Origin of the sequence: Brucella lupini (genome assembly GCF_002252535.1) — a bacterium.
GTDB lineage: Bacteria > Pseudomonadota > Alphaproteobacteria > Rhizobiales > Rhizobiaceae > Brucella > Brucella anthropi.
Genome location: NZ_NNRN01000049.1, coordinates 1 through 24,593, shown reverse-complemented (window position 1 = coordinate 24,593; position 24,593 = coordinate 1). Strand labels below are relative to the sequence as shown.

The window sequence follows — 24,593 nt, the reverse complement described above, 5'->3', positions numbered from 1 at the left end:
CCGCACGATGACAGTCAAAGGAAAATGAAATGCAGGATCAGAAGCCGACCGCCGGTTGGGGAGACCTGTTCGCAGGCAGAAACGCTATCGTCTCGCTGACGCTTGTCGGCGGTGTCGCGCTTCATGCCATCAACGTGTTCATCGCTACAACCATTCTGCCAACGGTCGTCGCCGACATTGGCGGCATGGACTATTATGCGTGGAACACGGCGCTGTTCGTGACTGCATCCATTCTCGGCTCGGCTCTCGTGCCGCGCCTGCTTTCTCAGGCAGGCCCGCGCAGCGCCTATCTGATCGCGGCGGTAATCTTCGCTGCCGGAACCCTGACCTGTGGTCTGGCTCCATCTATGCCTGTCATGCTGGCGGGGCGCGCCATACAGGGTCTTGGCGGCGGCATGATGCTCGCCCTTTCCTATTCCATGATCCGCATCGTTTTCGACGAAGCGCTGTGGCCACGCGCCATTGGCCTCGTTTCCGGCATGTGGGGCGTGGCCACACTTGTCGGCCCTGCCATCGGCGGTGTTTTTGCGGAGCTTGGCATCTGGCGTGCCGCCTTCTGGTCGCTCGCGCCGGTGATTGCTGTGTTCACCATCATGGCTATGACGGTGCTGCCGCGTGAATCCGGCTCCGCCGCCAGCAATGACCGGCTTGCCTGGCCACAGCTCATCCTTTTGACCGCTGCAGTCCTCGCCGTTTCTGCTGGAAGTATTTCATCCGAACTGGCGTTCAATGCCGGAGGCGTCGCGCTTGCCATTATTCTGCTGCTTCTCCTCGCAGCCGTGGAAAAGAAAGCCAGCAGGCGCATTCTGCCGAAAGGCTCGTTCAGCATCCAGAAACTCGGCGCGCTTTATCTGACCCTCGCCTTCCTCAGCGCATCCGTCACCAGTTCCGAAGTCTTCGTACCGCTGTTCTTTCAGGTGCTGCACAACCAGTCACCGCTTGTTGCGGGCTATCTGGCAGCCATCATGGGCGGCAGCTGGACACTTGGTTCCATCGGATCGTCAGGGGTTGCCGCCGGGCGCACCGACCGTGTCATTCTGGCCGCCCCCGTTATGGGCGTGGCGGGCATGGTTACGCTGGCCGTTCTCATTCCGGCTGGCAGCGAAGGACATTGGTACGATCTGCTGCCGATCTGTATCGCGCTGGCCGTCATCGGTTTTGGCGTTGGCCTGACATGGCCGCACCTGCTGACCCGCATTTTCAAGCGTGCCGACGCAGAGGATCAGAATCTGGCTTCCGCATCCGTGACCATGGTGCAGCTTTTCACGACCGCCCTTGGCGCAGCACTTGCAGGAATGGTTGCCAATATGGCTGGTCTCACCAATCCCGGCGGCTTTACCGGCACTGCACATGCCGCACTTTGGCTATTCTCCGGCTTTGCCATTCTGTCTGCACTGGCATTCGTGTCGGCACTCGCTCTGGTCCGCAGCGCGAGACAGCCGCAACCGGCATAGTGCTAAAAGGATGGTTAGGCGGTCGGCGCAATAACGTAAGCACAGCGCCGCGCACCGGCCAGAATATGTTCAGTGCGGTTTACAGAAACATCAGGGCCAAGCACGGCCCTGAACACCTGAAGCTCTGATCTGCAGAAGCCCTGACAGGCATCTGCAGCGGCGCAGATAGGACAATGATTTTCGATGAGCAGCCAGGAACCATCGTCCCGCTTTTCGGCATCAGCCATGTAGCCTTCGGCGGAACGAATGTCGGCAAGTTCCTTCACTCGCTGGTCGAGCGACAAATCCTTCAGCCGCGTTTGATATTGACGGCGCGTCTCGGTCTCGCGATGGGCGATCAGCGTGTCCAGCGCATCGTCACCAAGAATGGTACGCACCGAATGAAGAAGCTGAACCGTCAGATCAGCATGCGTATCGGGGAAACGTTTGTTACCGGCTTCGGTCAGATCCCAGAACAACGAAGGGCGGCCAACGCCTTGGGACACGGAATGTGAGGAAACAAGCCCTTCCTCTGCCAGACGCACGAGCTGTTGGCGAACGGCCTCACCTGTGGTTCCCAAATGTTCCCCGATGGTCGCGGCGGTTTGCGCTCCCCGCATCTTGAGCGAGAGCATGATCCTCTCCGCGGGAGAACGTGCTCCCAATTCATCGGTATTTAGAAAGTCATTCCTTGACATATGTGCCATTTTCTATTTAAAGAAGGATTATCTTGTTAAATAGGTGATCAGGCCTGTCGAAGCAAGATAATTCTGAATTTTCAATATTCAAACCGGCTTTCGTCAAAGCCAGAGTCCACACCGGGATAGATCCTCAGGATGCTGAACGGTGATTATGCTCAAGCGATCAGGAGTTTTAAAATGAGCTTCACTTTGCCACCACTTCCCTTTGCAACCAACGCACTTGAAGGCGTCGGAATGGGCACGGAAACGCTTGAGCTGCACCACGGCAAGCACCATCAGGCCTATGTGACGGCACTCAACGGTTTCGTGGAGAAAAATGACGCGCTCAAGGGCAAGTCGCTCGAAGAAATCGTCCTCTTCGCCAAGGATAAGGCTGATCTAGCTCCCGTGTTCAACAATGCCGGCCAGCATTGGAACCACGATCTGTTCTGGCAGAACCTGTCGGCAACCGGTGGTCGCCTGCCTGGCGCTCTGGAAAAGAAGATCGTCGAGGATTTCGGTAGCGTCGACCAGTTCAAGGAAGCCTTCAAGGCTGCGGCCGTCGGGCAGTTCGGCTCGGGCTGGGCATGGCTGGTTCTGGCCAATGACGGCAAGCTGAAGGTCACCAAGACGCCAAATGGCTCCAACCCGCTGGCAACAGGCGAAGGCAAGGCACTATTAGGGCTTGATGTCTGGGAGCATAGCTATTATCTCGATTTCCGTAATCGTCGGCCTGACTATGTAACGAATTTCCTCGACAAGCTGGCCAACTACGAATTCGCGGAAGCCACCCTGAAGGCAGCATGACGCGCTTACATTGATTGTGATCAAGGCGTTTTGCCCGCAGCGGATGCAGTCTCCACGGAGCTGCACGACTGCGGGCAAAATGCAGCAATGACCGATAGAAACCGAACCGACCAATCCATTCCATAGGCGCCGTCCTCCCAAGCGGTGCTGGAGCAAGACAGAGACAGTTCCGAAAATGAGCAGCAACTTCAATCAGGAAACCGTCACCGACATCCATCACTGGACCGACACGCTGTTTTCCTTCCGCACGACGCGCGACCCCGGTTTTCGCTTCCAGAGCGGCCAGTTCATCATGATGGGCCTGGAAGTGAACGGCAAGCCGCTCACACGCGCCTATTCGATTGCCTCGAGCCTTTACGAAGACGGTCTGGAATTCTTCTCGATCAAGGTGCCGAACGGTCCATTGACCTCAAAGCTCCAGCACCTGAAGGTGGGTGACCAGATCATCCTGTCCAAGAAGCCGGTCGGCACGCTGCTCTATGACAATCTGAAGCCCGGAAAAAATCTCTGGTTGCTTTCGACCGGCACCGGTCTCGCGCCATTCCTGTCGATCATCCGCGATCTGGAGGCCTATGAACGTTTCGAGAAGATTATTCTCGTTCATGGCGTACGTCAGGTGGCTGAGCTTGCCTATACGGACTTCATCGCCAATGAATTACCGCAGGATGAATTCCTCGGCGAAATGGTGAAGAACCAGCTCATCTACTATCCGACTGTCACACGTGAGCCTTACAAGAATCGTGGCCGTCTGACCGACCTCATTCGTTCGGGTCAGCTCTTTACCGATATTGGTCTGCCGGAATTCAACCACGATGACGACCGCATGATGCTCTGCGGCAGCCCGGAAATGCTGGCCGAAACCAAGCAGATTTTGGAAGAACGCGGCTTCAAGGAAGGCAGCCAGAGCGAAGCCGGACATTACGTCATCGAAAAGGCCTTTGTTGAAAAGTAAGCCCTGCCACAAGCGCTGAAAAATGAATAGAGGGAGGCGTCGGCCTCCCTTTTTCTTTAACTGTACTTATTAAGATCGCACCGCCTGCAGGAAAAACGTCTTCACACCGGCGACCATCTCGGCACGATCCATCATATCCGGGTTGGAGATGATCTCATCGACCGCACCGTGCAGCGCATTGAACAGAAGTACAGCCGTCAAACGCGTATCGGCGATTTTCCATACGCCTGCAGCATTACCGTCGGTCAACAATGCATCGAGCCGGACGATTGCCGGATTTTCCTGCTTCATGCGACGCATGGGCGGGTGAAAATCATGGAACACCATGTCGTGGAGTTTGTAGTTGTCGAGATAGCCGGCAATTCCGGTCTCGGCCCATGCAGCCAGTTTTCCCTGCCAGTCGTCGGCGGGAAGTAGACCCAGTTGGCGCTCCAATCGCTCGCAGAACCCATCGACAAATCGCTCCCGCAAGGCAAGCAGGATGTCGTCCTTGCTGCGAAAATGCAGATAGAACGTACCTTTGGCAACATCCGCCAGACGCACGATTTCATCCACGCTTGTCGCCGCGAAGCCCTTTTCGAGGAAGAGGGCTTCGGCTGCAGCCATCAGCTCGTCGCGACGTATTTCCGCTGGTTTGGTGCGGGGCTTGGGCTTGATGGCAGTGGAAGGCAAATCAATCTCCAAAACTTCAGGTCGCTGCCAATTTATCCCGGATCGCCGCCCTGTCAAAATCAAGCTGATTTGGTCGAATGACCCGATCTTCCAGCCAATGCAGCGCCGCATCGACATTGGAGAATGTGCCCGCGGGGACGCGAAACAGCTTTTCTGCATCCATGCGGCTTGCCTGTTCATAAACAGATTCCGGAACGATGTTCACCATGCCCAGCACCTGTTCGCGAATACGCTGCGCATTCTGCTGCAACCATTGTTTCACTTCCCGTGCCGAACCTTCGGGATGCGCAAGTGCGTCCTCGTCCAGAAAACGGCGGATCGTGATGAAGGGCTTTCCCTCGTCAAGCCACCGATTCCAGGCATCAAAGAATTCACGCGTTTCTTCCAAGGTCGATGCGCCCTTCGACAAGGTGACCACGTAAGGCCAATTTTCCGTATGGTGAAGCATCACGCTTCCCTCCTGCTCGATATCCATCAAACTTTCTGCGGCAATGCCGCTTTGAGCCGTGACGGCGATCCGGCAGCCGGCACGCACACAAGCAAGTTGCAGAACCACCGCACGACTCATGACTGACTATCAGTCAGTCATCGTGTGACATAAAAACATGAAATATTCAATCATGTTTTTGCATGTAGGATTCTTGCACGAGTATGGATGCAGTTTACGCCATGAATGAGCGAGACCTAACCCTTAGCGGTGGACTAGGTTTCACAGCGAAACACGTTTGGACATTGCCTATGTGGGAGATATTGCCCCTGTGTCCACACAAGACGTAAAGCCTCATCTATTCAGTTCAAAATCGAGCCCGATATCGAGATTTGGCGCGCTGTGCGTGGTCCAGCCGACCGAAATCAGATCAACCCCGCTGGCAGCAACCGCCGCCACCGTTTCCGGCGTGATGCCGCCCGAGGCTTCGGAAATGGCGCGACCGTCGATAATCGAGACCGCCTCGCGCAATTGCGCAGGCGACATATTGTCGAGCAATACAGCGTCCACACCAATGGCCATCGCCTCCTCGAGCTGTTGCAGCGTATCGACCTCGACCTCGATCTTGACCATGTGACCAGCACCGGCCTTGGCGCGTTCGATAGCCTCGCGCACACCGCCCGCGACTGCAATGTGATTATCCTTGATCAGCACCGCATCATAGAGCGCGAAACGATGGTTCATGCCGCCGCCTGCCCGGACTGCATATTTCTGCAAGGCACGCAGACCGGGCGTCGTCTTGCGCGTGCAGACGATGGAAGCCTTTGTGCCCTGAACCGCCTTGACCAGATTGGCCGTTGCCGTGGCAATGCCGGAGAGGTGACCAAGAAAATTAAGCGCGGTCCGCTCACCCGCCAGAATGGAGCGGGAGGAGCCGGAAACGCGGGCGACATCCGCCCCTTTTTCAAGAGACTGACCGTCCCGCGCCAGACGTTCGAATGTGACATCCGGATCGACCAGACGAAACGCCATTTCGGCCACGTCCAGCCCGGCGATGACGCCCGGCTGGCGCAGGCTGAACAGCATGGCCGAGCGGTGCTCTTCCGGCACCACCGCATTGCTGGTGATGTCGCCAGCAAGCCCCAGATCTTCCAGAAGTGCAGCGCGCACCAGCGGTTCGACGACGAGCGGAGACAAGCGCGGCAGGTTCATCATGCAGTCCTTGTAACAGGGTGAGGCGCGGCAATTTCACGAGCCAGTGCGAAAGCTGCCGAAAAAGTGAAAAAACTGCGGACTGGAGCCGCAATTTTGGCGGGATAGTCGGTGCGGGCATGACTGCCACGCGACTCGCGCCGTTCATATGCCGCAACCACAGCGACCAGCGCCACGGCTGCGACATCGTCGGTCTCCGCGAGGGGGAGAAGGGTGGTGATTGCAGAGCGCAAACCTTCTTCATCACGCAGCAGGCCAAGATGGCTGGAAACGATGCGCCGCACCGGTTCGGGATCGGCACTCTGTGGCAGGCTGAACGGCACGGGATGCCGCGCGTCGACGGCGTCTTCATTTGAGAGGGCGCGGGCGGCGCGCAGCCCCATGGCGGCAGCTTCAAGCAGCGAATTGCTGGCCAGCCGGTTGGCGCCGTGCAGGCCGGTGCAGGCCGCTTCGCCCACAGCCCACAGACCCGGCAGACTGCTGCGCCCGTCGGCGTCGGTCCTGATCCCGCCCATATGGTAATGCGTGGCCGGTCTGACCGGGATCAGATCACCGGACGGATCAATGCCATGCTGTTTGCAAAGCGCATCGATACCGGGAAACCGGGTTGCAAAACGCGCACCCAGAGCCGCGCGCGCATCCAGATAGACCTTGCGCCCTTGTGCAATCTCGCTGCCGATAGCGCGTGCGACCACATCACGGGGCGCAAGTTCGCGACCCGGAATATCGGCCATGAAGCGTTCACCGCGATCATTGACCAGATGCGCACCCTCCCCGCGCACCGCCTCGCTGACCAGCGGCAGACGCGGCGCAGACACGCCAAGCGCGGTCGGGTGGAACTGTACGAATTCCATATCGGCAAGCACAGCGCCAGCGCGGCCTGCCAGAGCGGCACCTTGGCCGAGATTGCCAAGCGGCGTGGTTGTTGCGTTATAAAGTCCGCCGATCCCGCCCGTCGCCAGCACCACGGCGGTTGCTGCAACCGGTCCGAGATTTTCAAGACAGGCACCGACGACACGACCATCCTGCTTGATCAAACGCAGGGCGCGGGTGTTTTCCAGAACAGTGATCGAAGGCGTTGCCAGAACCTTTGCGGTTAAAGCGCGCATGATGCCCGCCCCCGTCGAGTCGCCATCCACATGCACAATCCGATGACGGCTATGGGCAGCTTCCAGACCGAGTGAAAATACCCCGTCCGCCTTGCGGTCGAAGTGCACGCCATGCGCTTCCAGCGCAGCAATGACTTCCGCGCCTGCCGCTATGATTTCAGCAGCCACGCCCATGTCACACAGGCCGTCGCCAGCCGCAATCGTATCGGCCAGATGCAGCGCCGCGCTGTCATCAGCACCAACACTTGCAGCAATACCGCCTTGCGCCAGCATGCTGGAACCAGACAGGCCGAGGCTTCCCGCTGTCACCAGCAACACCGGCTGCGGAGATAGCGTCAGCGCCGTCATCAGACCGGCAAGACCGCTGCCAATGACGAGGACCGGGGTCGTAGTCATACCGCCAGCATCCGCTCGACGGCGCGGCGGGCAGGCTCCATCAGTGCTGCATCGACTGTCACTTCATGGCGATTGTTTTCCAGCGCATCGCGAATATTGGCAAGCGTGATCCGCTTCATATGCGGGCAGAGATTGCACGGGCGGATGAACTCAACATCCGGGTGATCGACAGCAACATTGTCGCTCATCGAGCATTCGGTCAAAAGCACGACACGCTGCGGCTTTTTCTCGCCGACATAATCCGACATGACCGCCGTGGACCCGGCGAAATCGGCAGCTTCCACCACGTCCGGCGGGCATTCGGGATGGGCCAGAACCACCACACCGGGGTGGCTCTCACGCAATTCGCGAATATCGTCAGGGGTGAAGCGTTCATGCACCTCACAATGGCCATGCCAGGCGAGAATTTCGACATCGGTTTCGCGCGCCACATTCTGCGCCAGAAACTCATCGGGGATCATCAGCACGCGCGGCACGCCGAGCGACTCCACCACTTTTTTGGCATTGCCGGAGGTGCAGCAAATATCGGATGCCGCCTTAACGGCAGCAGATGTATTGACATAGGTGATGATCGGCACGCCGGGATGCGCTTCGCGCAGCAACGCCACATCTTCCGGTGTGATGCTGTCGGCCAGTGAACAGCCCGCAGCCATATCCGGGATCAGCACTGTCTTGCCTGGATTGAGCAGCTTGGCCGTCTCGGCCATGAAATGTACGCCCGCGAGCACGATCACATCGGCATCGACCTCCGCAGCCTTGCGCGCCAGCGCCAGACTGTCGCCGACAATATCGGCCACGCAGTGGAAGATTTCCGGTGTCTGGTAATTATGCGCAAGGATAACCGCATTGCGCTTTTTCTTCAGTTCGAGGATCGCCGCAACGTCATCCTCGAAGCCCAGCCACTCCGCCTTCGGCAGGACTTTGGCCACGCGATCATAGAGTTGCGAGACGGAAACATGATCGTTCATGGGTGATCTCCCGAGTGCATCCATTATACTCAACTTGAGTATTTCATGTTTGCGAAGTTATACTCGATTCGAGCATATTGTCAATCGCGAGAGATTGGCAGCTTGGCACCAGCCAGATGGCGCTCGGAAAGGGCGCGTTCCTCGACAATCGAGTAGCGGAAACGGAACAGTTTTGCCGGGCGACCGCCGGTTTCGCTGTCGCTTTCGCCGGTTTCCTCGACGAGATCCTGCTGTTCGATCAGGCGGCGGAAATTCTGCTTGTGCAGGCGCAAGCCGGCCAACGCCTCGACGGTGCGCTGCAATTGCAAAAGCGTAAAACTGTCGGGCATCAACTCGAACACCACCGGGCGGTATTTGATCTTGGCACGCAGTCGCGCAATTGCCGTGGCAAGGATACGGCGATGATCGGCAAACATGGAGCGGCCGTTCTCGTCTTCCTTCATTCCGGCCTCGGCCACCAGACCAGCTTCGAACAGCAGCTCATAACGTTGCAGTACAAGGTCTTCGTTCCAGCGCCCGCTCCACTCTCCGCTCTCAAAGCCGAAGGTGAAAGCGATGCGCCGCATGCGCTGCGCTGTCAGCTCCGGCGTTTCGGCCCGATAGGCCCAGACAAGCAGCGCATTGTTGAGATGCTCCATGATAGCCGGTTCGCCCTGACGGTGATCTTCCCACGGCAGATAATCATACCAGCCGCGCCAGCCCGCCTGCCCCGCCGCCGCATCGCTTTCCCGCACAAGACCGAGATAGCTGATCGAGATGATGCGCTCACCCTGCGCATGGCGGTCACGGTCGGCAAAAGTATAAAGCTGCTCCAGATAACCGACCGGATGTGCGGTTTCCGACTGCACCCAGGCGCGCAGACCCGATTGCAGAGAACGATGCTCGCTTTCGAACGGACCCGACGGTAAAGCTTGTCCCTGCCGCACAGTCATGACGCGCGGCTGTTCGCTGGTCACAGCCGTCAGCACGGCAATCAGTTCGGTATGGGCAATATCGTCGGTCACGGCAACTCCGGAAAACAGTTCCGACATTGAACGCGATTGACGAATAAATACAAGGCGCTACCGCCATACGGCACAGGTTTTGCTATTCAGCCCTTGGGTTTCGCGCCGAAAACATGCTCCGGCCCCGGAAATGCACGCGCCTGCACCTCTTCGGCATAGGCTTTGGCTGCATCGGAAATCTGCGGCGCCAATTGCGCAAAACGCTTCACGAAACGCGGCGTGAAATCCTGAAACAGCCCCAGCATGTCGTCTGAAACCAGTATTTGTCCATCACAGGCAGCCGAAGCCCCAATGCCGACCGTCGGAATGGCGAGCGATGCGGTGATCTCGCGCGCCAGCGGTTCCACGGTGCCTTCAATAACCAGCGCGAAAGCACCGGCATCGGCAATGGCCTGTGCATCGCGGCGAATCCGGTCGGCTTCCTCGTCGCCGCGTCCGAGCGAGCGGAAGCCGCCGACCGTGTTAACCTGTTGTGGCATCAGCCCGACATGACCGAATACCGGAATGCCCCGCTTGACGAGGAATGCGACCGTTTCGGCCATTTCCTCGCCGCCTTCGAGCTTGACGCCGTCGCAGCCGGTTTCCTGCATCACACGAGCCGCATTGCGGAACGCCTGTTCCTTTGATTCCTGATAGGAACCGAACGGCATGTCGACGATGACGCAGGCCGTCTCGGCCCCGCGCATCACCGCCTGCCCATGGACGATCATCATGTCGAGCGTCACCGCCAGCGTCGAATCCATGCCGTAAAGCACCATGCCGAGAGAGTCGCCGACAAGCAGCAGATCGCAATGCGGATCGAGCAGACGCGCAATCGGCGTTGTATAGGCGGTGAGGCTGACAATCGGGCGCTCGCCCTTGAGGGCCGAAATGGCCTTCGGCGTCAGTCGCTTCTGTTTAACGGATGCGCTCATCTCAGGCCGCCTGTTCCTGCGCGACATGCGCGATCACGCGATTATCGAGGAGCCGCGTCGTGCCGAGCCGCACGAACAGCGCGACGAGCACCGGACGCCCCTGCACTGCCGTCAGGCGTTCCAACGTTTCGGGGTCACGCAGCGCCACCACTTCCGGCGTCGCCAGCGGTTCCGTGGCAATGAAAGTGCGAATTGCCGCTTCCAGCGCATCGGGATCATCCACGCCGGACCGATAAAGTCGCTCGGCCTCATCGAGTGCCTTCGGTACGATGATGGCGGCGGCGCGCTGCTCCGGCGACAGATAGACATTGCGGGACGAACAGGCGAGCCCGTCTTCCTCGCGCACCGTTTCAACACCGACAACGCGCACCGGAATAGCCATGTCCTCCACCATGCGGCGGATGATGACGAGTTGCTGAAAATCCTTTTCGCCGAAATAGGCGGCGTCCGCGCCGACGATGTTGAAAAGCTTGTTCACCACCGTTGCGACACCGGCGAAATGACCGGGACGTGCCTCGCCTTCCATCTGGTTGCCGAGGGTTGGCACATCCACCACCGTCTGCATCGGCTGCGGATACATGTCGCTGACCGCTGGCGCGAAAAGATAATCGACATCCGCTCTGTGCAACAGAGCCGCATCCCGTTCCAGATCGCGCGGATATTTGTCGAGGTCTTCATTCGCGCCGAATTGCAACGGATTGACGAAGATGGACACGACAGTCACGTCATTTTCCGCTCTGGAGCGGTGAACCAGTTCTAGATGGCCTTTATGGAGGTAGCCCATGGTCGGCACGAAGCCGATGCGTTTTCCCGCCCGCCTTGCTGGTGCCAAAACCTGACGCAATTCCTCAATGGTGCGGATGATCTGCATGAGGTCCTCCTCGCGGCCCGAATTTGTTGGCCGCGAGTCCTACAGCGTCAGCTCAAATATGACAACTGCAGAGGAAAGAACGCTGTCGGCATACTTTACTGCGTGGGGGTAGTTACCGCGCCAACCGTATTGCCGACAGCACGACCGAAACGGTCAATCTGCTCGTCATAGGTTTTGCGCGTGTTCGGATCGAACACGGCAATCGGCGCCGTCACCACCAGCGAGGCAGCCGTGCCGACACCCTGTGCCGTGCCCATCGCCACCGCCCCCAGACGATCACCGAGGCCAACCTGCGAATCCGTGATGGTCTGGCCTGCGACAAGGCGCTGACCGATCAGCTGCACGACTTCCGGACTTGCAGCAAACTTGCCATGGTTGAGACGGTCACCCGCCTTCAACTGCGTCAGGTCGATAACGGTGATGCCTGCTTTTTCCAGCTCGGAGCGATAAGGCTCGATTGACGGATCGATCTGGCCGAGACGGTCGATATTGCCCGAAATGCGCCGTGACAATGCAAGCGCCTTGTCATCCCGCGACGTAAACAACGTGAAGCGCGGATGCTGCTTGCCCATGGCAAGGAACTGCTTCGAGAACACATCAACGTCGAGATCGGGCGATGCCAGAATGACATCCGTTATCTTGGCATTGACGCGACCGTCGCGGATCGCCATCTGGCGCAGAGCCTCGACCGTCAGCCAGCTGCCCATCGAATGGGCCATGACAGTGATATCCTTGACCTCTGGCTCGCGTGCGATGGCGCGCAAGATCTGTTCCAGCGCATCGCGGGAATAATTGGTACTTTCCTTGTCGTAGTTGTAGTCGAAAACACTGGCGCGCGATGGCCAGGTGAAAATCACCGGTGCAACGTCGGCTCCCGAATCGTGCACGATCTGCGCAAAGCGATAGACGGAATCCTCAAACGTATTGTTGAAGCCGTGCACGAACACCATTACGCGGCGGCTTTTAGTCAGATGCGGGCGGACCCAGCCTGCCATTTCCACATCGGTCTTGACCGGTGTCACGCTGACGGTGGTGAAATCCTTCTGCGGATTGGGCGGCAGCTTCTTGGGCCACTGCACTTCACCCGCCTTGCGGTTCTTTTCCGGCGGAATGGACACAACGATCTCGTTGAGCGACACAAGCTTGTCGCGTTCGCCGGAGAAAAGAATGCCGGGATTATCAGACGGACGGCGCGTGGTGGCAACGACAAGATTCACCTTCGTCGTACCGGGCGAAGCGACATCGCCGACCGGGATAAGCACGCCTTCAGGCCGGCTGGCGCAACCGGCAAGCACAGACAGAAGAACAAGCAACGCAGGGGCAGTCCGAGAAAAAACGCGCCGCAAAACCAAACTCCCTCAACGCTACGCCAGCAGGTCTCTTATACGAGGGCGCTGAGATGCTGACGCATCACGCCCTGAAAATGCTCAATCGCCGCACAGGCTTAACCAAAACTCGATGGGTCAAACTCATCTAGTTTTGGTATTACACCCGAACTTTGAGGGTTAATATATTCTTTACCTGAAACCTTCTGCCAAGCCCCAATTATCCACCGTTGTCGGAACGCAAGGCGATTGCGGCTTATGGGTTACACACTGTTCAACAGGTGATACTTTCCTCACGATCAGCCCAGACCGATATATCCCCCAACAGCAACTCCGTTTCTGAAGGAGGCACATTATGGCATTGGAACTGACAGGGCTGCACCATCTGACAGCCATTACCGCCGATGCGCCCGGCAACCGGCGCTTCTATACCGACACGCTCGGGCTTCGGCTCGTCAAGAAAACCGTCAATCAGGACGACACCAGCGCCTACCATCTGTTCTACGCAGACGGGCTGGCTTCGCCCGGCACGGACATCACCTTTTTCGACTGGCCGGTACAGCGCGAACAGCGCGGCACCAACAGCGTCGCCCGCACTGGTTTGCGTGTGAACGGTGTCGAAAGTCTCGATTGGTGGCGAAAGCACCTGAACGATAAAGGCGTCCAGACGGGCGATATTTTCGAGGTCGCGGGACGGGCTGTTCTCGACATCGAAGACCCGGAAGGGCAGCGCTTGCGCCTGACCGATGATGGCGGCGCGGGTGAGGCACATAGCTGGGACCGGAGTCCCGTGCCTGCGGAAAGGCAGATCAGAGGTCTCGGACCGATTACGCTTAGCGTTCCCGAACTGGCACCGACCCAGATCATTCTGGAAAAGGTCATGAACATGCGCCAGACCGGCGATTACGCTTCGCCTGACGGCGAAGGCCACGTCCATGTCTTCTCCATGGGGCCGGGCGGTGCTGCCGCCGAACTGCATGTCGCGGTACAGCCGAACCTGCCGACCGCATGGCAGGGTGCGGGCGCCGTGCACCATGTGGCCTTCCGCACGCCGGATCAGGAAAGCATGCAGGAATGGGTCGACCGTCTGAGGTCCGTGCGCATGCCGTCAAGCGGCGAAGTGGAACGTTACTACTTCCGCTCGCTCTACTTCCGCGAGCCGAACGGTATCCTGTTCGAAATCGCTACCGATGGTCCGGGTTTCGCTGTTGATGAACCACTTGAAAGCCTTGGCGAGAGCCTGTCGCTTCCACCTTTCCTCGAAAGAAAGCGCGAAGCCATCGAGCGTAACCTGAAGCCCCTCGATTAATATAGTAAAAGGGCTGCGGAATTCTCCGCAGCCCTTATTATTTATATCTTGTCCCGAAGCCAGTCGCTTACAATGAGGATATCTTCATCGATGAGTGCATGCCCTGCTTCGACCGTGCTGATGGTAAGCGCCGCCCCGTCGTCTCTCAGGACTTTTTCCAGCGTTCCGGTCTCATCACCGAACGGATCGGAAGCACCATTCATCAAAAGCACTGAAGCGTCCAACAAATCAGCGCCATCGGGCTGCTCCTCCAGAACCTCCTGACCGCGTAGAAGAACCGCCGTGCGAACCACATGCGGATGCAGGCGTATGAAAGCCGCCAGCAAATTTGCGCCGTTGGAGTTCCCGATAAAGGCTGTCCGATTCAAATCGATACCATAAGCGGCGGCGGCACCTTCAACGAAAGCCTCGAATGCCTGCGCTTCAAACTGAATATCGGCCTGATCGAATTTTTTCAGATCGAAGCGGCGGAACCAGCGCTGGATACCCTCTTCCGTGCTGCGTCCCCGTACCCCCAGAAGGGTCGCGCGCGGCGCAGCCTTCCGGGCGAACGGCATCAGGTCGTTTTCGTTTCCACCAGTGCCATGCAAAAGCACCAGTGTACTGCCATCCGGGTCTTCCGGCTGGTGTATCCGATGAACGAAAGGCAGATCACGATAGATGACGCGCTCTTCGCCCGGCAGAGCGAATTGCGGCATTCGCGCCCGGATGGCATCGGCCTTTTCTTCATTACCGGGCGGTACGAACAGGAACTGACCCAGTTTCTCGACCGGCTCGTCTATTGCAAAGCCTGGTGCGTCGGTTGCAAATTCGAACAGCGTTCCACCCGGTTCGCGAACATAGAGCGACGTGAAATATTTGCGGTCGTGCACATTGACGGCGCTGGAATTAAGCTTGGAAAGCTCCTTCTCCGCCTTTTCCACGTCGCCAGTATCGGCAGCACGAAAAGCGACATGATCGGCAATGCCCGTGCCGGGGATGCCCGGCCAGAAGCCGCCGGCGTCACGCACATCGATGACGTCGCCGGAATCCGACAGAAGACGCTCTATCGTGCCTTCTTTCGCCGAAGGCCTGAAACCGAAATAACGTTCGATGAAACCTGCCGTCTGTTCCGGTGCTTCGGACAGAATAGTCGCGGCACGCAAACGCCTGACGGCGAAAGCTGGCGGAATGCCTTCGCTTTCCCAAGCATCATTGGCGGCAAGATCGCAGCCGACAAGCTTGACGATCACACCGTCGGGATCGCGCAGGCGCAGAACAGGTTCGCCAAACTCCTGAACCGGTCCTTCGGAAGGCACATGATAACGCAAGGCGCGTTCGAGCCAGAAACCGATGGCCGTGCGATCGATGGCAAGCGCGATTTCGCTGACCTGACCGTGGCCAACACGCCCCTTGGCACCATCTTCCCAGACCAGAAACGTAATCAACGATCCGGGCGTGCCCGAGCGGTCGCCATAGAACAGATGCAGCTGCTCGGCATCCTCGAACCCGCCTGTTTGCTTGACGATACGCAGCCCCAGAAAGCCGGCATAGAAATCGACATTCGTCTGCACTTTTCGGGTGATGAGGGTGATGTGGTGGATGCCGCTTGTCATGGACACTGTCTCCCCGATTCAAAACTTGAATCAGAGATAGAGCAGATGCTGCAGCTTGCCTATGGGGCTATGCAGTTACGCATTGTCAACGCACGGAGATGAAAGCGAAGCAGGATTGCGGGGAGCAAAAAAGAAAAAGGCCGCGCGGGAGGAGGATGCGCGGCCTGATCTTGAATACGGCTTGGGAGGAGGAGTGCCGCATTCCTTATCGAGTTCTGGGAGGAGGAGTGAACTCGATGAAGAGATATTTACCCGCCCCCCTTCCCTGCAGCAACGGTCATTAATGCATATCAGTTATGCAAAGACGTTGATGCTCAAGAAAAAGGCAGATTCGCTAATACAGAAAACGCCCGGAAACCGGGCGTTTTTAAAGAATTGTCTGTAAAACTAGGCTCTTACAAAAAGTGGGCAATCAGGGGAGCAGCAAGCACATTCACGAGACCAACAAGCACCATGACCAGCCCGGCAATCGAACCTTCTTCGCTGCCGATCTGGTGAGCCTTGGCCACACCGGCTCCGTGCGCCCCCATACCGAAAAGGGCTCCGCGTGCCAGCGCGGAGCGGATCGGCAGCCAGTTGAGCATGACTTCACCGAGAGCTGCACCGAACACACCTGTCAGCACCACAAAGATCGCAGTCAGGTCAGGCGTGCCGCCAATATCGCCCGAGACGGTCATCGCAAACGGTGTGCTCATTGAACGTGGCATCAGGCTGAGGCTGATTGCTTCGTTGAGGCCCAGCAGATGCGCCAGGCCCCATGCGGAAGCCATGGCAGACGAACTTCCGACGACCACACCGGCCAGAAGCACCGGCCAATAGCGGCGGATCGTTGCGCGCTGCTGGTAAATCGGGACCGCAAAAGCAACCGTTGCAGGTCCAAGCAGCGCAACCAGCCAGTGGGTAGCACCGAAATAGCCGCGATAGTTCTGATTGAGCCCAATGACCAGCGCTATCAGCAACAATGGCGTAACAACGAGCGGCGTCAACCACCACATGGGAAAGCGGCGATAGACGCGCTTGGCAGCAAGATAAAGCAGGATTGTCGCGGCAGACCAGAAAAGCGTCGCAACAAGTGGATCACTTAGCGACATAACGCAGGCTCCAGCGGTAGCAGAGATCAACCGTCAGTGCGGTGACACTCATGACCGTCAACGTGCCGAGCAAAATCACAGCCATGATTTTCAGACCGAGCAGACCGAGCAGTTCCTTATGCTCGAGAATTGCGAGCACTGCGGGAACGAAGAAGAGCAACATTTCTGCCAGAAACCATTCTGCGCCGCGCTTCATGCTGAACAGGCTAACACGACCGCTCAGGAGCAGCACCAGCACCAGCGCCATACCGACAATGCCACCCGGCAGAGGCAGACCGACGAGGCGGACGAAAAGCTCACCCGCCAGCCAGAAACCGACCAGCGTCGCAATCTGCATCAGACGGCTGTGATGCAGTGCGTAACGAAACCGGATCAAAAGGCTGTGGGCGTTCATGTGCTTTTCCAATGGGGACTGATGCATTTTCATGGGTGAATATAGGCCTTCTGGCGATATTCTAGAAATGAATTGATTTCATTGCAGCTATTCCGTAATAGAATGGCTCATGAACTTGCGCAGCTTCCAGGCCTTTGTCGAAGTGGTGCGGCAAGGCGGTTTTTCCGCCGCCGCAAAAACCATCAATGCGACCCAGTCAACCGTCAGCAAGGCGGTCAGACAGCTTGAAGACGAATTGGGGCTGGTTCTGCTGGATCGTGAAATCTCTCCCTCCCGCCTCACGACAGCAGGTGAGATTGTCTTTCGTCGCGCGGTCGCCATGCTGGCGGAAAAAGACGACATGCTGGCCGAGCTGGGTGAGCTCCGCGGCCTCAAGCGCGGCCTGCTGAAACTCGGCCTGCCGCCCATCGGGTCCAGCGTGCTTTTCGCTCCCGTCTTTGCGGCCTATACGAAGCTTTATCCGGAGATCGACATTCAGCTGGTCGAGCACGGCAGCCGGAGGTTGGAGGAATTGCTGCTTGCCGGAGATGTGGAACTTGCGGCTTCGCTTCTGCCGGTTGAAGACAGCTTCGAGTGGCAGGATGTGCGATGCGAACCGGTTGTGGCGCTTCTCCCGACCGATCATGCGCTTGCACGCGGTGACGGCGTTTCGCTGCAGGACATTGCCAGCCTGCCGTTCATTCTTTTCGAGAGCGGCTTTGCCCTTAACCACATTATCCTTGATGCATGTCGTTCGCATGGATTCTCTCCAAACGTTGCGGTCCGCTCCAGTCAGATTGACTTCATCGTCGAGCTCGTAGCGGCAGGCATGGGCATCGGCTTTCTACCAAAAATGATCGCGGAACAGCGGCATCATCCCGGCGTGCTCATCCACAGGATCAAAGGCGCCGATGTGAACTGGAATCTGGCGCTGATCTGGCGAAAAGGCGCATTCCTGTCTCATGCCGCTCGTGCCTGGCTCGAACTGAGCAAGGCCGGAACCGGCACCGCATCATCTTGAAACGCCCGCCATATCGCCTATCTCAAATAGATATACCGACTGGATAAGTGCCCTTGGCACCTCTTCAGCCATAGGCCCGTGTGTAGAACATTGCTCTACCCACCCGTTTCAAAGCGCATGACGCCTGAAACCGCCGACGGATTTCTGCTCAGCGCTTCATCAGAAGGAGGCTATGATGGAAGGTCAGGTTATATTCTATAAGGACGACAGGATTCTCTACCGGCACCATATTGATGTGCAGGAAGACGATTATTCAAAGGGCGTCAACGACGCGCTCATTGCCTTTCAGCGCAATTATGCAGGCTTCGACCTCGCAGGCGACAACATTCACATCCGCTTCAAGAAGCCGGGTGACGTGTAGGTTTTGGAAGATTTTGCGGATCGAAACAGGCCGGTTCCCGAAACAGGGAAACGGCCTTGGTCCGCTGGTTCAAGCAAAAGCGGCTTCGCGGGCGACGCGATGAATATCGGTGCGTGAAAGGCCGAGATCGGAAAGCTCGCGATCCGTGCAGCCACTAAGTTCGCGAATATTTTCGCGATACTGCATCCAGCGATGGAAATGGGTGCGAAGATTCATGGTGGTATCCCCTTTTTTTATCTTCCTCCCGATAGTGAGCTTCCGCCTTTCTCTGTCTTTTGAGAAGTGCATATCCTGCATGGCTGCTGTGATTGCAGCGAAATCCTAGCATTTCACCCGGATTTCCCAACAACAAAGGAAATTGCCTCCTATTGTTGTAATCATTATGTAGTTCTAATTTAGATATACCTACTGTTTCGACACAGGCACCGGTTCATTCTAATTAGAGTTGGAGTGCATGAAAAAGACATTGATCATCGTCGGCAATGCGCCTTTGCCGCGCGATCTTTCTGCCGAAGTGGATGCTGCCGATTTTGTGGTCCGTTTCAATGAGCCCAAAAAGTCCATCGGCATGAGCGGCACCCGGACAGATCTCCTGATGCTGGCAACCTCAAGCAAGCCGATGCAGCGGCGGCTACGCGATCCGGGCTTCGTGCAGACACCGACTTTCAAGGCGGCCAAGGAAGTGATGCTTGCCTATCATCCAAGCATCATCCGCAAATATCACCCTGGTCCGAATTTCCTCTCCCGTCTCAAGGGAAGGCGTGGCGACTGGACTATGCAGACCATCGAAGTTGTCGGCTCTGCTGGCAAGGAAATCCGGATCATGCCGCCCCAATTTTATCTGGCCGGGTGCAAAGAGCTGGGTGTAACCGACGAGAATATAAGCAAAGCCTTTCCAAGCACTGGCTTTTTTGGCATCTGGTACATGCTCGGAAAATGTCCGGAGGAAAGCTGGGACGTGAAAATCTGCGGTTTCACCTGGGAAGGCTGGAAACGCCATACCTGGGGAGATGAGCGCAGTTGGGTTGAGCAGAAGGTCAAATCCGGACGCATCAGCCTCATCCAGTGACCCAGCGCCATCACTATAATTTCCGGCGGAAAACGTGGGGAACGATCACGACACAATCTCTTTAGAGGAGCCTATGAATGAGTGAACCGTTACGCATTTTCATCGGATGGGATTCTCGCGAGCCCATCGCATATGAAGTCGCCAAAGCATCCGCATTGAAGCATTCCTCTATTCCGCTGGAGATCGTGCCGATCAAGTTGCAGGACCTGGTCGATCGAGGGGTCTACACGCGGGAAGTCGATCCACTGGCATCGACAGAGTTTACCTATTCGCGGTTTTTCACGCCATGGCTTGCGGGCTACAAGGGGTGGGCGCTTTTCTGCGATTGTGACTTTCTTTTTCTGGGCGATATTGCTGGCCTCCAAGCTTACAATGACCCTTCAAAAGCCGTTTATTGCGTTCAGCACGATTATCAGCCCAAGGATAGTGTGAAGATGGATGGCAAGGTGCAGACCAGCTATCCACGCAAGAACTGGTCGTCCTGTATGCTGTTCAACTGCGAGCATCCGTCGACACGCCAGTTGACGCCGGAGCTGATCAACAGCGAAACCGGCGCTTACCTGCACCGCATGCAATGGGCTGCCGATGATGAAATTGGCGCTCTGCCGACGGATTACAACTGGCTGGAAGGCTGGAACGAGAAGCCGGAAACCGGCCTGCCGAAAGTGGTGCATTACACACGCGGCGGCCCGTGGTTCAAGGATTGGCAGAATGTCGACTACGCCGATTTGTGGCGAGCGGAAGCCGATAGTGTTGAGCCGGGCTGGAAGCCGGTCTGATCTGCAAAATACCTTGAGCTTTCTGTATGCTGCAAGGTAGATAAGGACCATGAACGAAACGCGTCCTGACATCACTGCGAATGACGGCCCCCAAAGGGCCGTCAAGGCTTTCATCATCCATCTGGAGCGCGCCACCGACCGGCGGCCGCAAGTCGAAGAACTCATTCGAAAGCTGCCGGTAGAGACGGACGTGGTGAACGCCATCGACGGGCGCACGCTCGATGCGCAAACGATCAGCCGTGTTTATCGGCGATCGGCACACAAGCCGCGCTATCCATTCCAGCTCAGCACCAACGAAATCGCGTGCTTTCTTTCGCACCGGAAGGCCTGGCAGGCGATTGTCGATCAGGAACTGGATGCAGGTCTCGTGCTAGAAGACGATGTGGAACTGACACCGGAATTTGCCGCTGCCTATTCCGCTGCGTGCCAGATTCTCAAGGCCGATAGCTTCATCCGCTTTCCGTTTCGCGAGCGTGAAAGCGGGCGCGTAGTGCTGAACACCGAAACACTGCGGATCATCGAACCTGTACCGGTCGGCCTTGGCATGGTGGCACAGCTTGTCGGGCGGGAAGCCGCGCAGCGCTTGCTCTCTGCAACCGAAGTGTTCGACCGTCCGGTCGATACCACGGCACAAATGAACTGGGTTACGGGACTCAAACCGCTATCCGTCCTTCCGGGCGGAGTGAAAGAAATCTCGGTACAGCTTGGCGGCAGCACGATCCAGAAATCGCGTTCCTTGCCCGACAAGCTGAAGCGTGAAATCTTGCGCCCGCTTTATCGCTGGAAGATAAAATCGCGCTCGCGCGCAGCTATCTGAGGTTTCCCGTGCCTGTTCCGATTTTCCTGTATCATCAGATTGACGTGCCACCGCAACACCGCACGCCCTATCGCAGTATGATCGTGCACCCGGATCGCTTTCGCCAGCAGATGGCCTGGCTGAAACGGCTGGGTTATCGCGGCCTGTCGGTGAGGGACGCAATTCCTTACATTTACGGCGGGAAACAGGGCAAAGTCGCCGTCATCACGTTTGACGACGGTTTCGAGAATGTGTTCCGTAATGCCCTGCCCGTGCTGCAGGAGTTTGGCTTCACCGCCACGAACTATTTCGTGGCCAACCAGATCGGCGGCTTCAATCTCTGGGACCAGAAGATTGGCGTTGCCCGCGCCAACTGCATGAGCGTTTCCGAATTGCGCGAATGGGCAGATCTTGGTCATGAAGTCGGTTCCCATACGCTCGACCATGTCCTCCTGCCGGAAATAAGCGAACAGGAAGCCATCACGCAAATCCAGCAATCACGCATGAAGATTGAAGACCTGCTCGGTCGTGAGGTCACGTCTTTCGCCTATCCTTACGGCGGAGAAAACGCAGTGACACGCAAGATCGTCGAAGCGGCAGGCTATACAAACGCGACGACGACGGAAAAACGCCGCGCACGGTCAAATGATGATCCGTTCGGCATTCCGCGTCTTACAATCAGGCGCAATGATATATTGCTGCAATTCCTGCGGAAAACGTTCACGCGCTAAGTCGGCTCCTCGGCTTGGCTCCACGCTCTATGTCGTGCAAATCAGCCATGAAGCCGCGCCTCACGAGACAATCCGGGCCTGTGTACTGGACCGAACCTTCATAGACGAGCGAAAGATCGTCTGAAAAACGCTCGTTCTCGACGATTGCGCGGTAGTGCTCTGCACCGCCAGCATGGCTCTTTTCGGAGGCAATACGTTTGAACTCGCCGACCGAAAGCGAAGAAAAGCGGTAATGGAGAAGAGCACCGGTTGCCGGAAGAAAATTCCGGAAACATGGACCCGGCCCATGAATGCTGCCCCGGCGATAATCCGTCTTTTCATCGACCCAAATCAGCGGAAATTTTGAAAGTCGCATGCTGCGTCCGAACAGGCGCAAACGCGGTCCACCACGCACCGCTACCCCGAACTTCTCCCATGTCGCCGTGTAGCCGTCGCCGTCGAAATGCGATGAAACCTCGAACGGATATTTCGTCCCGTCATCGACGAAGACTCCTTCACGCAGCAGACCGCCGGGATACATGTCGATCATCGGTGCCAGACACCGACGAATTCCATTCCCCTCCAGCTCCTCGATAAAAGAGCGGATATCCCGTTGCTCCATTCTCGGAAATACGAAGAACTCGTCAGCATCAACCGACAAATACCAGCGCCCGCGTCCGTAGAGATTGAACAGGGCATCGCGCCAGGCACGTCCGCGGTCAGCCTGTGCGTAGCCAACGTCCGAGGTGAACAAATCCACATCAGGAGCACTGGACAAGATTTCAGTCGTTCCGTCGTCCGATCGGTCATCTACAACGATGAAACGCGTAACACCCATCTCGCGATAATAGCGCAGAAACGACTTCATATAGGGCGCAGCATTGCGAACCACGCAAACAAGCGGCAGATCGCCTGGCCGTAAAGCCTCGAAGCTTCCGGATGCAGCAATCAGATTTGCCGATTTTTTTCGATGCGGAACCGAAAGCTGCACGTGCCTCCAACGCAAGCGCAGATGTCGCATCGGTGAGGCGCGCCAATAGGCAGTCCAGTCGCCGGTCGCCGAGGCTGGATAGTTCATCACCGTTCGCGTTGGTTTCATAAAGGTGCCAGGTTTTCAATGAAGGTCACAAAAAGCTGGTATTTTGTTGCGCTTCATTCAAGCAACTCTTTGTTGAAGCCGATCACTCTGTAACAGCCCCCGACACGCTTCGTGATGAAAACTTCGTCGCCGGTATTTTGATCGTCGAGCCGATTTGCTTGATTTCAATCAATGCTGCTTCACACAAACGTGGCAAATTGCCCATCAATGCGCCATGGACGGCAAGTGCCAAAAGCGCTAGTTAGTGCACAGACTAAGGAGCGCATTATGGACTATCGCCGTTTTTTCGAAGAAGCGATCGACCAGTTGCACGCCGAGAAGCGTTACCGCGTTTTTGCCGATCTTGAACGTATTGTCGGACGTTTCCCCCGAGCTATCTGGCGCAACAATGGCACTGCCCGTGAAATCACCGTCTGGTGTTCCAATGATTATCTTGGCATGGGACACCACGCCGACGTAATCAAGGCAATGTGCGATACAGCTGGCAATGCTGGCTCAGGTTCCGGCGGCACGCGCAATATTTCCGGCAATAACCATCCGCTCGTTGAACTCGAAACCGAACTCGCCGATTTGCATGGCAAGGAAGCTGGTCTCGTTTTCACGTCGGGCTTCGTTTCCAATGAAGCTTCGATTTCCACGATTGCACGGCTGCTGCCGAACTGCCTCATCCTCTCCGACGAACTGAACCATGCCTCGATGATCGAAGGCGTGCGTCGTTCAGGCGCGGAAAAGAAGATTTTCCGTCACAATGACGTCGAGCATCTGGAACAGCTTTTGAAGGCCGCCGATCCGGCGCGCGCCAAGCTGATCGTGTTCGAATCCGTCTATTCGATGGATGGCGATATCGCGCCGATCGAGAAGATCGCCGACCTCGCCGACAAATATAATGCCATGACCTATATCGACGAAGTTCATGCTGTTGGCATGTACGGCGCGCGCGGCGGCGGCATTACCGAACGCGACGGTCTGGCACATCGCATCGATATTATCGAGGGCACGCTTGCCAAGGCTTTTGGCGCTCTCGGCGGTTATATTACCGGTTCGCGCGCGATTGTTGACGCCGTACGCTCCTATGCACCGGGCTTCATCTTTACGACCTCCTTGCCACCAGCAGTTGCCGCATCTGCGACGGCCGCCATCCGGCATTTGAAGAATTCGCAGGTGGAGCGTAACGGTCAGCAGCGTCAGGCACAGCGCGCAAAGGACGTGCTTTCGGCCGCAGGCTTCCCCGTGATGCCGTCCGAAACGCATATCGTGCCTATTCTGGTCGGCGATCCTGAACTTTGCAAAAAAGCCAGCGACCGTTTGCTGGAAGTGCACGGCATCTATATCCAGCCGATCAACTATCCGACCGTGCCACGCGGAACCGAAAGACTGCGTATCACGCCGTCGCCTCTGCATGACGACGCCCTGATCGACGGTCTCAAGGATGCCTTGCTGGAAGTCTGGAATGCACTCGGCATTCCTTATGCAGAGCCCACTGTTTCGCAGCCAGCCAGTTCCGAGCGGATCATTCCGCTGATGGTCTCCAAGGCTGGCGGCTGACAATTTCTGGAATTCTATCGGGTAGGAGGGCATTTTAGGCCCTCCTCCCACACCACCGTACGTACGGTTCCACCG

The 24,593-nt window shown here is 57.2% G+C and carries 26 protein-coding genes; 11 read left to right on the top strand and 15 right to left on the bottom strand.

The window, feature by feature from the left end; translation table 11 throughout:
- The first annotated feature begins 29 nt into the window (after positions 1-29).
- Entirely contained in the window at positions 30-1,454 is a 1,425-nt protein-coding gene (locus CES86_RS15020) for an MFS transporter (RefSeq protein WP_094514801.1), read from the top strand.
- 14 nt (positions 1,455-1,468) lie between these two features.
- On the opposite strand, the gene CES86_RS15015 is transcribed toward CES86_RS15020, so the two are convergent.
- A complete protein-coding gene (locus tag CES86_RS15015; protein WP_012090727.1) occupies positions 1,469-2,068 on the bottom strand; it encodes a helix-turn-helix transcriptional regulator in 600 nt (199 codons plus the stop codon).
- A 243-nt stretch (positions 2,069-2,311) separates the two neighbouring features.
- Here CES86_RS15015 and CES86_RS15010 point away from each other — a divergent pair, with 243 nt between their 5' ends.
- Together CES86_RS15010 and CES86_RS15005 are read left to right on the top strand one after the other, a co-directional pair.
- On the top strand, positions 2,312-2,920 hold the full coding sequence (locus CES86_RS15010; RefSeq protein ID WP_029925699.1) for a superoxide dismutase: 609 nt from the start codon (positions 2,312-2,314) through the stop codon (positions 2,918-2,920).
- Positions 2,921-3,095: 175 nt separating this feature from the next.
- The gene (locus CES86_RS15005) at positions 3,096-3,872 is read left to right on the top strand and encodes a ferredoxin--NADP reductase (RefSeq protein ID WP_012090725.1); all 777 of its coding nucleotides are present in this window, start codon (positions 3,096-3,098) and stop codon (positions 3,870-3,872) included.
- Positions 3,873-3,941: 69 nt separating this feature from the next.
- Here the strand turns inward: CES86_RS15005 and CES86_RS15000 are convergent, their stop codons facing one another.
- From CES86_RS15000 to CES86_RS14960, 9 genes are all read right to left on the bottom strand, one after another.
- Positions 3,942-4,544, bottom strand: coding sequence for a TetR/AcrR family transcriptional regulator (locus CES86_RS15000; RefSeq protein WP_235819924.1), 603 nt, complete (start codon positions 4,542-4,544; stop codon positions 3,942-3,944).
- 16 nt (positions 4,545-4,560) lie between these two features.
- The gene (locus CES86_RS14995) at positions 4,561-5,112 is read right to left on the bottom strand and encodes a hypothetical protein (RefSeq protein WP_231771318.1); all 552 of its coding nucleotides are present in this window, start codon (positions 5,110-5,112) and stop codon (positions 4,561-4,563) included.
- 213 nt (positions 5,113-5,325) lie between these two features.
- On the bottom strand, positions 5,326-6,183 hold the full coding sequence (gene nadC, locus CES86_RS14990) for a carboxylating nicotinate-nucleotide diphosphorylase (RefSeq protein WP_094514880.1): 858 nt from the start codon (positions 6,181-6,183) through the stop codon (positions 5,326-5,328).
- Positions 6,183-7,688 carry an L-aspartate oxidase gene (locus tag CES86_RS14985; protein WP_094514797.1) on the bottom strand — a complete coding sequence of 502 codons (1,506 nt, stop codon included), beginning with the start codon at positions 7,686-7,688 and terminating at the stop codon, positions 6,183-6,185. Before CES86_RS14985 ends, nadC begins: the two co-directional genes overlap by 1 nt.
- On the bottom strand, positions 7,685-8,656 hold the full coding sequence (gene nadA, locus CES86_RS14980; RefSeq protein ID WP_094514796.1) for a quinolinate synthase NadA: 972 nt from the start codon (positions 8,654-8,656) through the stop codon (positions 7,685-7,687). Before nadA ends, CES86_RS14985 begins: the two co-directional genes overlap by 4 nt.
- A gap of 80 nt (positions 8,657-8,736) precedes the next feature.
- Positions 8,737-9,687 (bottom strand): NUDIX hydrolase, encoded by a 951-nt coding sequence (locus tag CES86_RS14975; RefSeq protein ID WP_012090720.1) that lies wholly within the window; start codon positions 9,685-9,687, stop codon positions 8,737-8,739.
- 59 nt (positions 9,688-9,746) lie between these two features.
- Positions 9,747-10,574 (bottom strand): 3-methyl-2-oxobutanoate hydroxymethyltransferase, encoded by an 828-nt coding sequence (gene panB / locus CES86_RS14970; RefSeq protein WP_041544931.1) that lies wholly within the window; start codon positions 10,572-10,574, stop codon positions 9,747-9,749.
- 1 nt (position 10,575) lies between these two features.
- On the bottom strand, positions 10,576-11,445 hold the full coding sequence (gene panC / locus CES86_RS14965; RefSeq protein WP_094514795.1) for a pantoate--beta-alanine ligase: 870 nt from the start codon (positions 11,443-11,445) through the stop codon (positions 10,576-10,578).
- A 95-nt stretch (positions 11,446-11,540) separates the two neighbouring features.
- Entirely contained in the window at positions 11,541-12,797 is a 1,257-nt protein-coding gene (locus CES86_RS14960; RefSeq protein ID WP_041544929.1) for an alpha/beta hydrolase, read from the bottom strand.
- A gap of 328 nt (positions 12,798-13,125) precedes the next feature.
- On the opposite strand from CES86_RS14960, the gene CES86_RS14955 reads away from it, so the two are divergent.
- Entirely contained in the window at positions 13,126-14,079 is a 954-nt protein-coding gene (locus CES86_RS14955) for a ring-cleaving dioxygenase (protein ID WP_094514794.1), read from the top strand.
- 41 nt (positions 14,080-14,120) lie between these two features.
- On the opposite strand, the gene CES86_RS14950 is transcribed toward CES86_RS14955, so the two are convergent.
- The 3 genes from CES86_RS14950 to CES86_RS14940 form a co-directional block, all read right to left on the bottom strand.
- A complete protein-coding gene (locus CES86_RS14950) occupies positions 14,121-15,674 on the bottom strand; it encodes a VOC family protein (protein WP_094514792.1) in 1,554 nt (517 codons plus the stop codon).
- 395 nt (positions 15,675-16,069) lie between these two features.
- The gene (locus tag CES86_RS14945; protein ID WP_094514791.1) at positions 16,070-16,765 is read right to left on the bottom strand and encodes an LrgB family protein; all 696 of its coding nucleotides are present in this window, start codon (positions 16,763-16,765) and stop codon (positions 16,070-16,072) included.
- Positions 16,752-17,159 (bottom strand): CidA/LrgA family protein, encoded by a 408-nt coding sequence (locus tag CES86_RS14940; RefSeq protein WP_094514790.1) that lies wholly within the window; start codon positions 17,157-17,159, stop codon positions 16,752-16,754. Before CES86_RS14940 ends, CES86_RS14945 begins: the two co-directional genes overlap by 14 nt.
- A gap of 109 nt (positions 17,160-17,268) precedes the next feature.
- Here CES86_RS14940 and CES86_RS14935 point away from each other — a divergent pair, with 109 nt between their 5' ends.
- Positions 17,269-18,159, top strand: coding sequence for a LysR family transcriptional regulator (locus CES86_RS14935; RefSeq protein ID WP_094514788.1), 891 nt, complete (start codon positions 17,269-17,271; stop codon positions 18,157-18,159).
- Between the two features lie 175 nt (positions 18,160-18,334).
- On the top strand, positions 18,335-18,520 hold the full coding sequence (locus CES86_RS14930) for a hypothetical protein (protein ID WP_010658240.1): 186 nt from the start codon (positions 18,335-18,337) through the stop codon (positions 18,518-18,520).
- 69 nt (positions 18,521-18,589) lie between these two features.
- On the opposite strand, the gene CES86_RS14925 is transcribed toward CES86_RS14930, so the two are convergent.
- Complete coding sequence (locus CES86_RS14925) at positions 18,590-18,736, bottom strand: DUF1127 domain-containing protein (protein ID WP_010658239.1); 147 nt, start codon at positions 18,734-18,736, stop codon at positions 18,590-18,592.
- Between the two features lie 238 nt (positions 18,737-18,974).
- Here CES86_RS14925 and CES86_RS14920 point away from each other — a divergent pair, with 238 nt between their 5' ends.
- The 4 genes from CES86_RS14920 to CES86_RS14905 all read left to right on the top strand — a co-directional run bounded on the left by CES86_RS14920 (position 18,975) and on the right by CES86_RS14905 (position 21,895).
- A complete protein-coding gene (locus CES86_RS14920; RefSeq protein ID WP_010658238.1) occupies positions 18,975-19,589 on the top strand; it encodes a glycosyltransferase family 29 protein in 615 nt (204 codons plus the stop codon).
- Between the two features lie 77 nt (positions 19,590-19,666).
- Positions 19,667-20,368: a hypothetical protein gene (locus CES86_RS14915; protein WP_010658237.1), complete on the top strand. Its 702-nt coding sequence runs from the start codon at positions 19,667-19,669 to the stop codon at positions 20,366-20,368.
- Positions 20,369-20,417: 49 nt separating this feature from the next.
- On the top strand, positions 20,418-21,185 hold the full coding sequence (locus CES86_RS14910) for a glycosyltransferase family 25 protein (protein WP_094514787.1): 768 nt from the start codon (positions 20,418-20,420) through the stop codon (positions 21,183-21,185).
- 8 nt (positions 21,186-21,193) lie between these two features.
- Positions 21,194-21,895 (top strand): polysaccharide deacetylase family protein, encoded by a 702-nt coding sequence (locus CES86_RS14905; protein WP_010658235.1) that lies wholly within the window; start codon positions 21,194-21,196, stop codon positions 21,893-21,895.
- On the opposite strand, the gene CES86_RS14900 is transcribed toward CES86_RS14905, so the two are convergent.
- On the bottom strand, positions 21,885-22,952 hold the full coding sequence (locus CES86_RS14900; protein WP_235691735.1) for a glycosyltransferase family 2 protein: 1,068 nt from the start codon (positions 22,950-22,952) through the stop codon (positions 21,885-21,887). The genes CES86_RS14905 and CES86_RS14900 overlap by 11 nt on opposite strands.
- 288 nt (positions 22,953-23,240) lie before the next feature.
- On the opposite strand from CES86_RS14900, the gene hemA reads away from it, so the two are divergent.
- Positions 23,241-24,518, top strand: a complete 1,278-nt coding sequence (gene hemA / locus CES86_RS14895; RefSeq protein ID WP_012090709.1) for a 5-aminolevulinate synthase — start codon at positions 23,241-23,243, stop codon at positions 24,516-24,518.
- Positions 24,519-24,593: the final 75 nt, after the last annotated feature.

Coding starts and splice junctions, on each gene's coding strand:
- CES86_RS15020 (WP_094514801.1), top strand. CDS start 30: ATGCAGGATCAGAAGCCGACCGCCGGTTGGGGAGACCTGTTCGCAGGC.
- CES86_RS15015 (WP_012090727.1), bottom strand. CDS start 2,068: ATGCTCTCGCTCAAGATGCGGGGAGCGCAAACCGCCGCGACCATCGGG.
- CES86_RS15010 (WP_029925699.1), top strand. CDS start 2,312: ATGAGCTTCACTTTGCCACCACTTCCCTTTGCAACCAACGCACTTGAA.
- CES86_RS15005 (WP_012090725.1), top strand. CDS start 3,096: ATGAGCAGCAACTTCAATCAGGAAACCGTCACCGACATCCATCACTGG.
- CES86_RS14995 (WP_231771318.1), bottom strand. CDS start 5,112: ATGAGTCGTGCGGTGGTTCTGCAACTTGCTTGTGTGCGTGCCGGCTGC.
- nadC (WP_094514880.1), bottom strand. CDS start 6,183: ATGAACCTGCCGCGCTTGTCTCCGCTCGTCGTCGAACCGCTGGTGCGC.
- CES86_RS14985 (WP_094514797.1), bottom strand. CDS start 7,688: ATGACTACGACCCCGGTCCTCGTCATTGGCAGCGGTCTTGCCGGTCTG.
- nadA (WP_094514796.1), bottom strand. CDS start 8,656: ATGAACGATCATGTTTCCGTCTCGCAACTCTATGATCGCGTGGCCAAA.
- CES86_RS14975 (WP_012090720.1), bottom strand. CDS start 9,687: ATGTCGGAACTGTTTTCCGGAGTTGCCGTGACCGACGATATTGCCCAT.
- panB (WP_041544931.1), bottom strand. CDS start 10,574: ATGAGCGCATCCGTTAAACAGAAGCGACTGACGCCGAAGGCCATTTCG.
- panC (WP_094514795.1), bottom strand. CDS start 11,445: ATGCAGATCATCCGCACCATTGAGGAATTGCGTCAGGTTTTGGCACCA.
- CES86_RS14955 (WP_094514794.1), top strand. CDS start 13,126: ATGGCATTGGAACTGACAGGGCTGCACCATCTGACAGCCATTACCGCC.
- CES86_RS14950 (WP_094514792.1), bottom strand. CDS start 15,674: ATGACAAGCGGCATCCACCACATCACCCTCATCACCCGAAAAGTGCAG.
- CES86_RS14945 (WP_094514791.1), bottom strand. CDS start 16,765: ATGTCGCTAAGTGATCCACTTGTTGCGACGCTTTTCTGGTCTGCCGCG.
- CES86_RS14940 (WP_094514790.1), bottom strand. CDS start 17,159: ATGAACGCCCACAGCCTTTTGATCCGGTTTCGTTACGCACTGCATCAC.
- CES86_RS14935 (WP_094514788.1), top strand. CDS start 17,269: ATGAACTTGCGCAGCTTCCAGGCCTTTGTCGAAGTGGTGCGGCAAGGC.
- CES86_RS14930 (WP_010658240.1), top strand. CDS start 18,335: ATGGAAGGTCAGGTTATATTCTATAAGGACGACAGGATTCTCTACCGG.
- CES86_RS14925 (WP_010658239.1), bottom strand. CDS start 18,736: ATGAATCTTCGCACCCATTTCCATCGCTGGATGCAGTATCGCGAAAAT.
- CES86_RS14920 (WP_010658238.1), top strand. CDS start 18,975: ATGAAAAAGACATTGATCATCGTCGGCAATGCGCCTTTGCCGCGCGAT.
- CES86_RS14915 (WP_010658237.1), top strand. CDS start 19,667: ATGAGTGAACCGTTACGCATTTTCATCGGATGGGATTCTCGCGAGCCC.
- CES86_RS14910 (WP_094514787.1), top strand. CDS start 20,418: ATGAACGAAACGCGTCCTGACATCACTGCGAATGACGGCCCCCAAAGG.
- CES86_RS14900 (WP_235691735.1), bottom strand. CDS start 22,952: ATGAACTATCCAGCCTCGGCGACCGGCGACTGGACTGCCTATTGGCGC.
- hemA (WP_012090709.1), top strand. CDS start 23,241: ATGGACTATCGCCGTTTTTTCGAAGAAGCGATCGACCAGTTGCACGCC.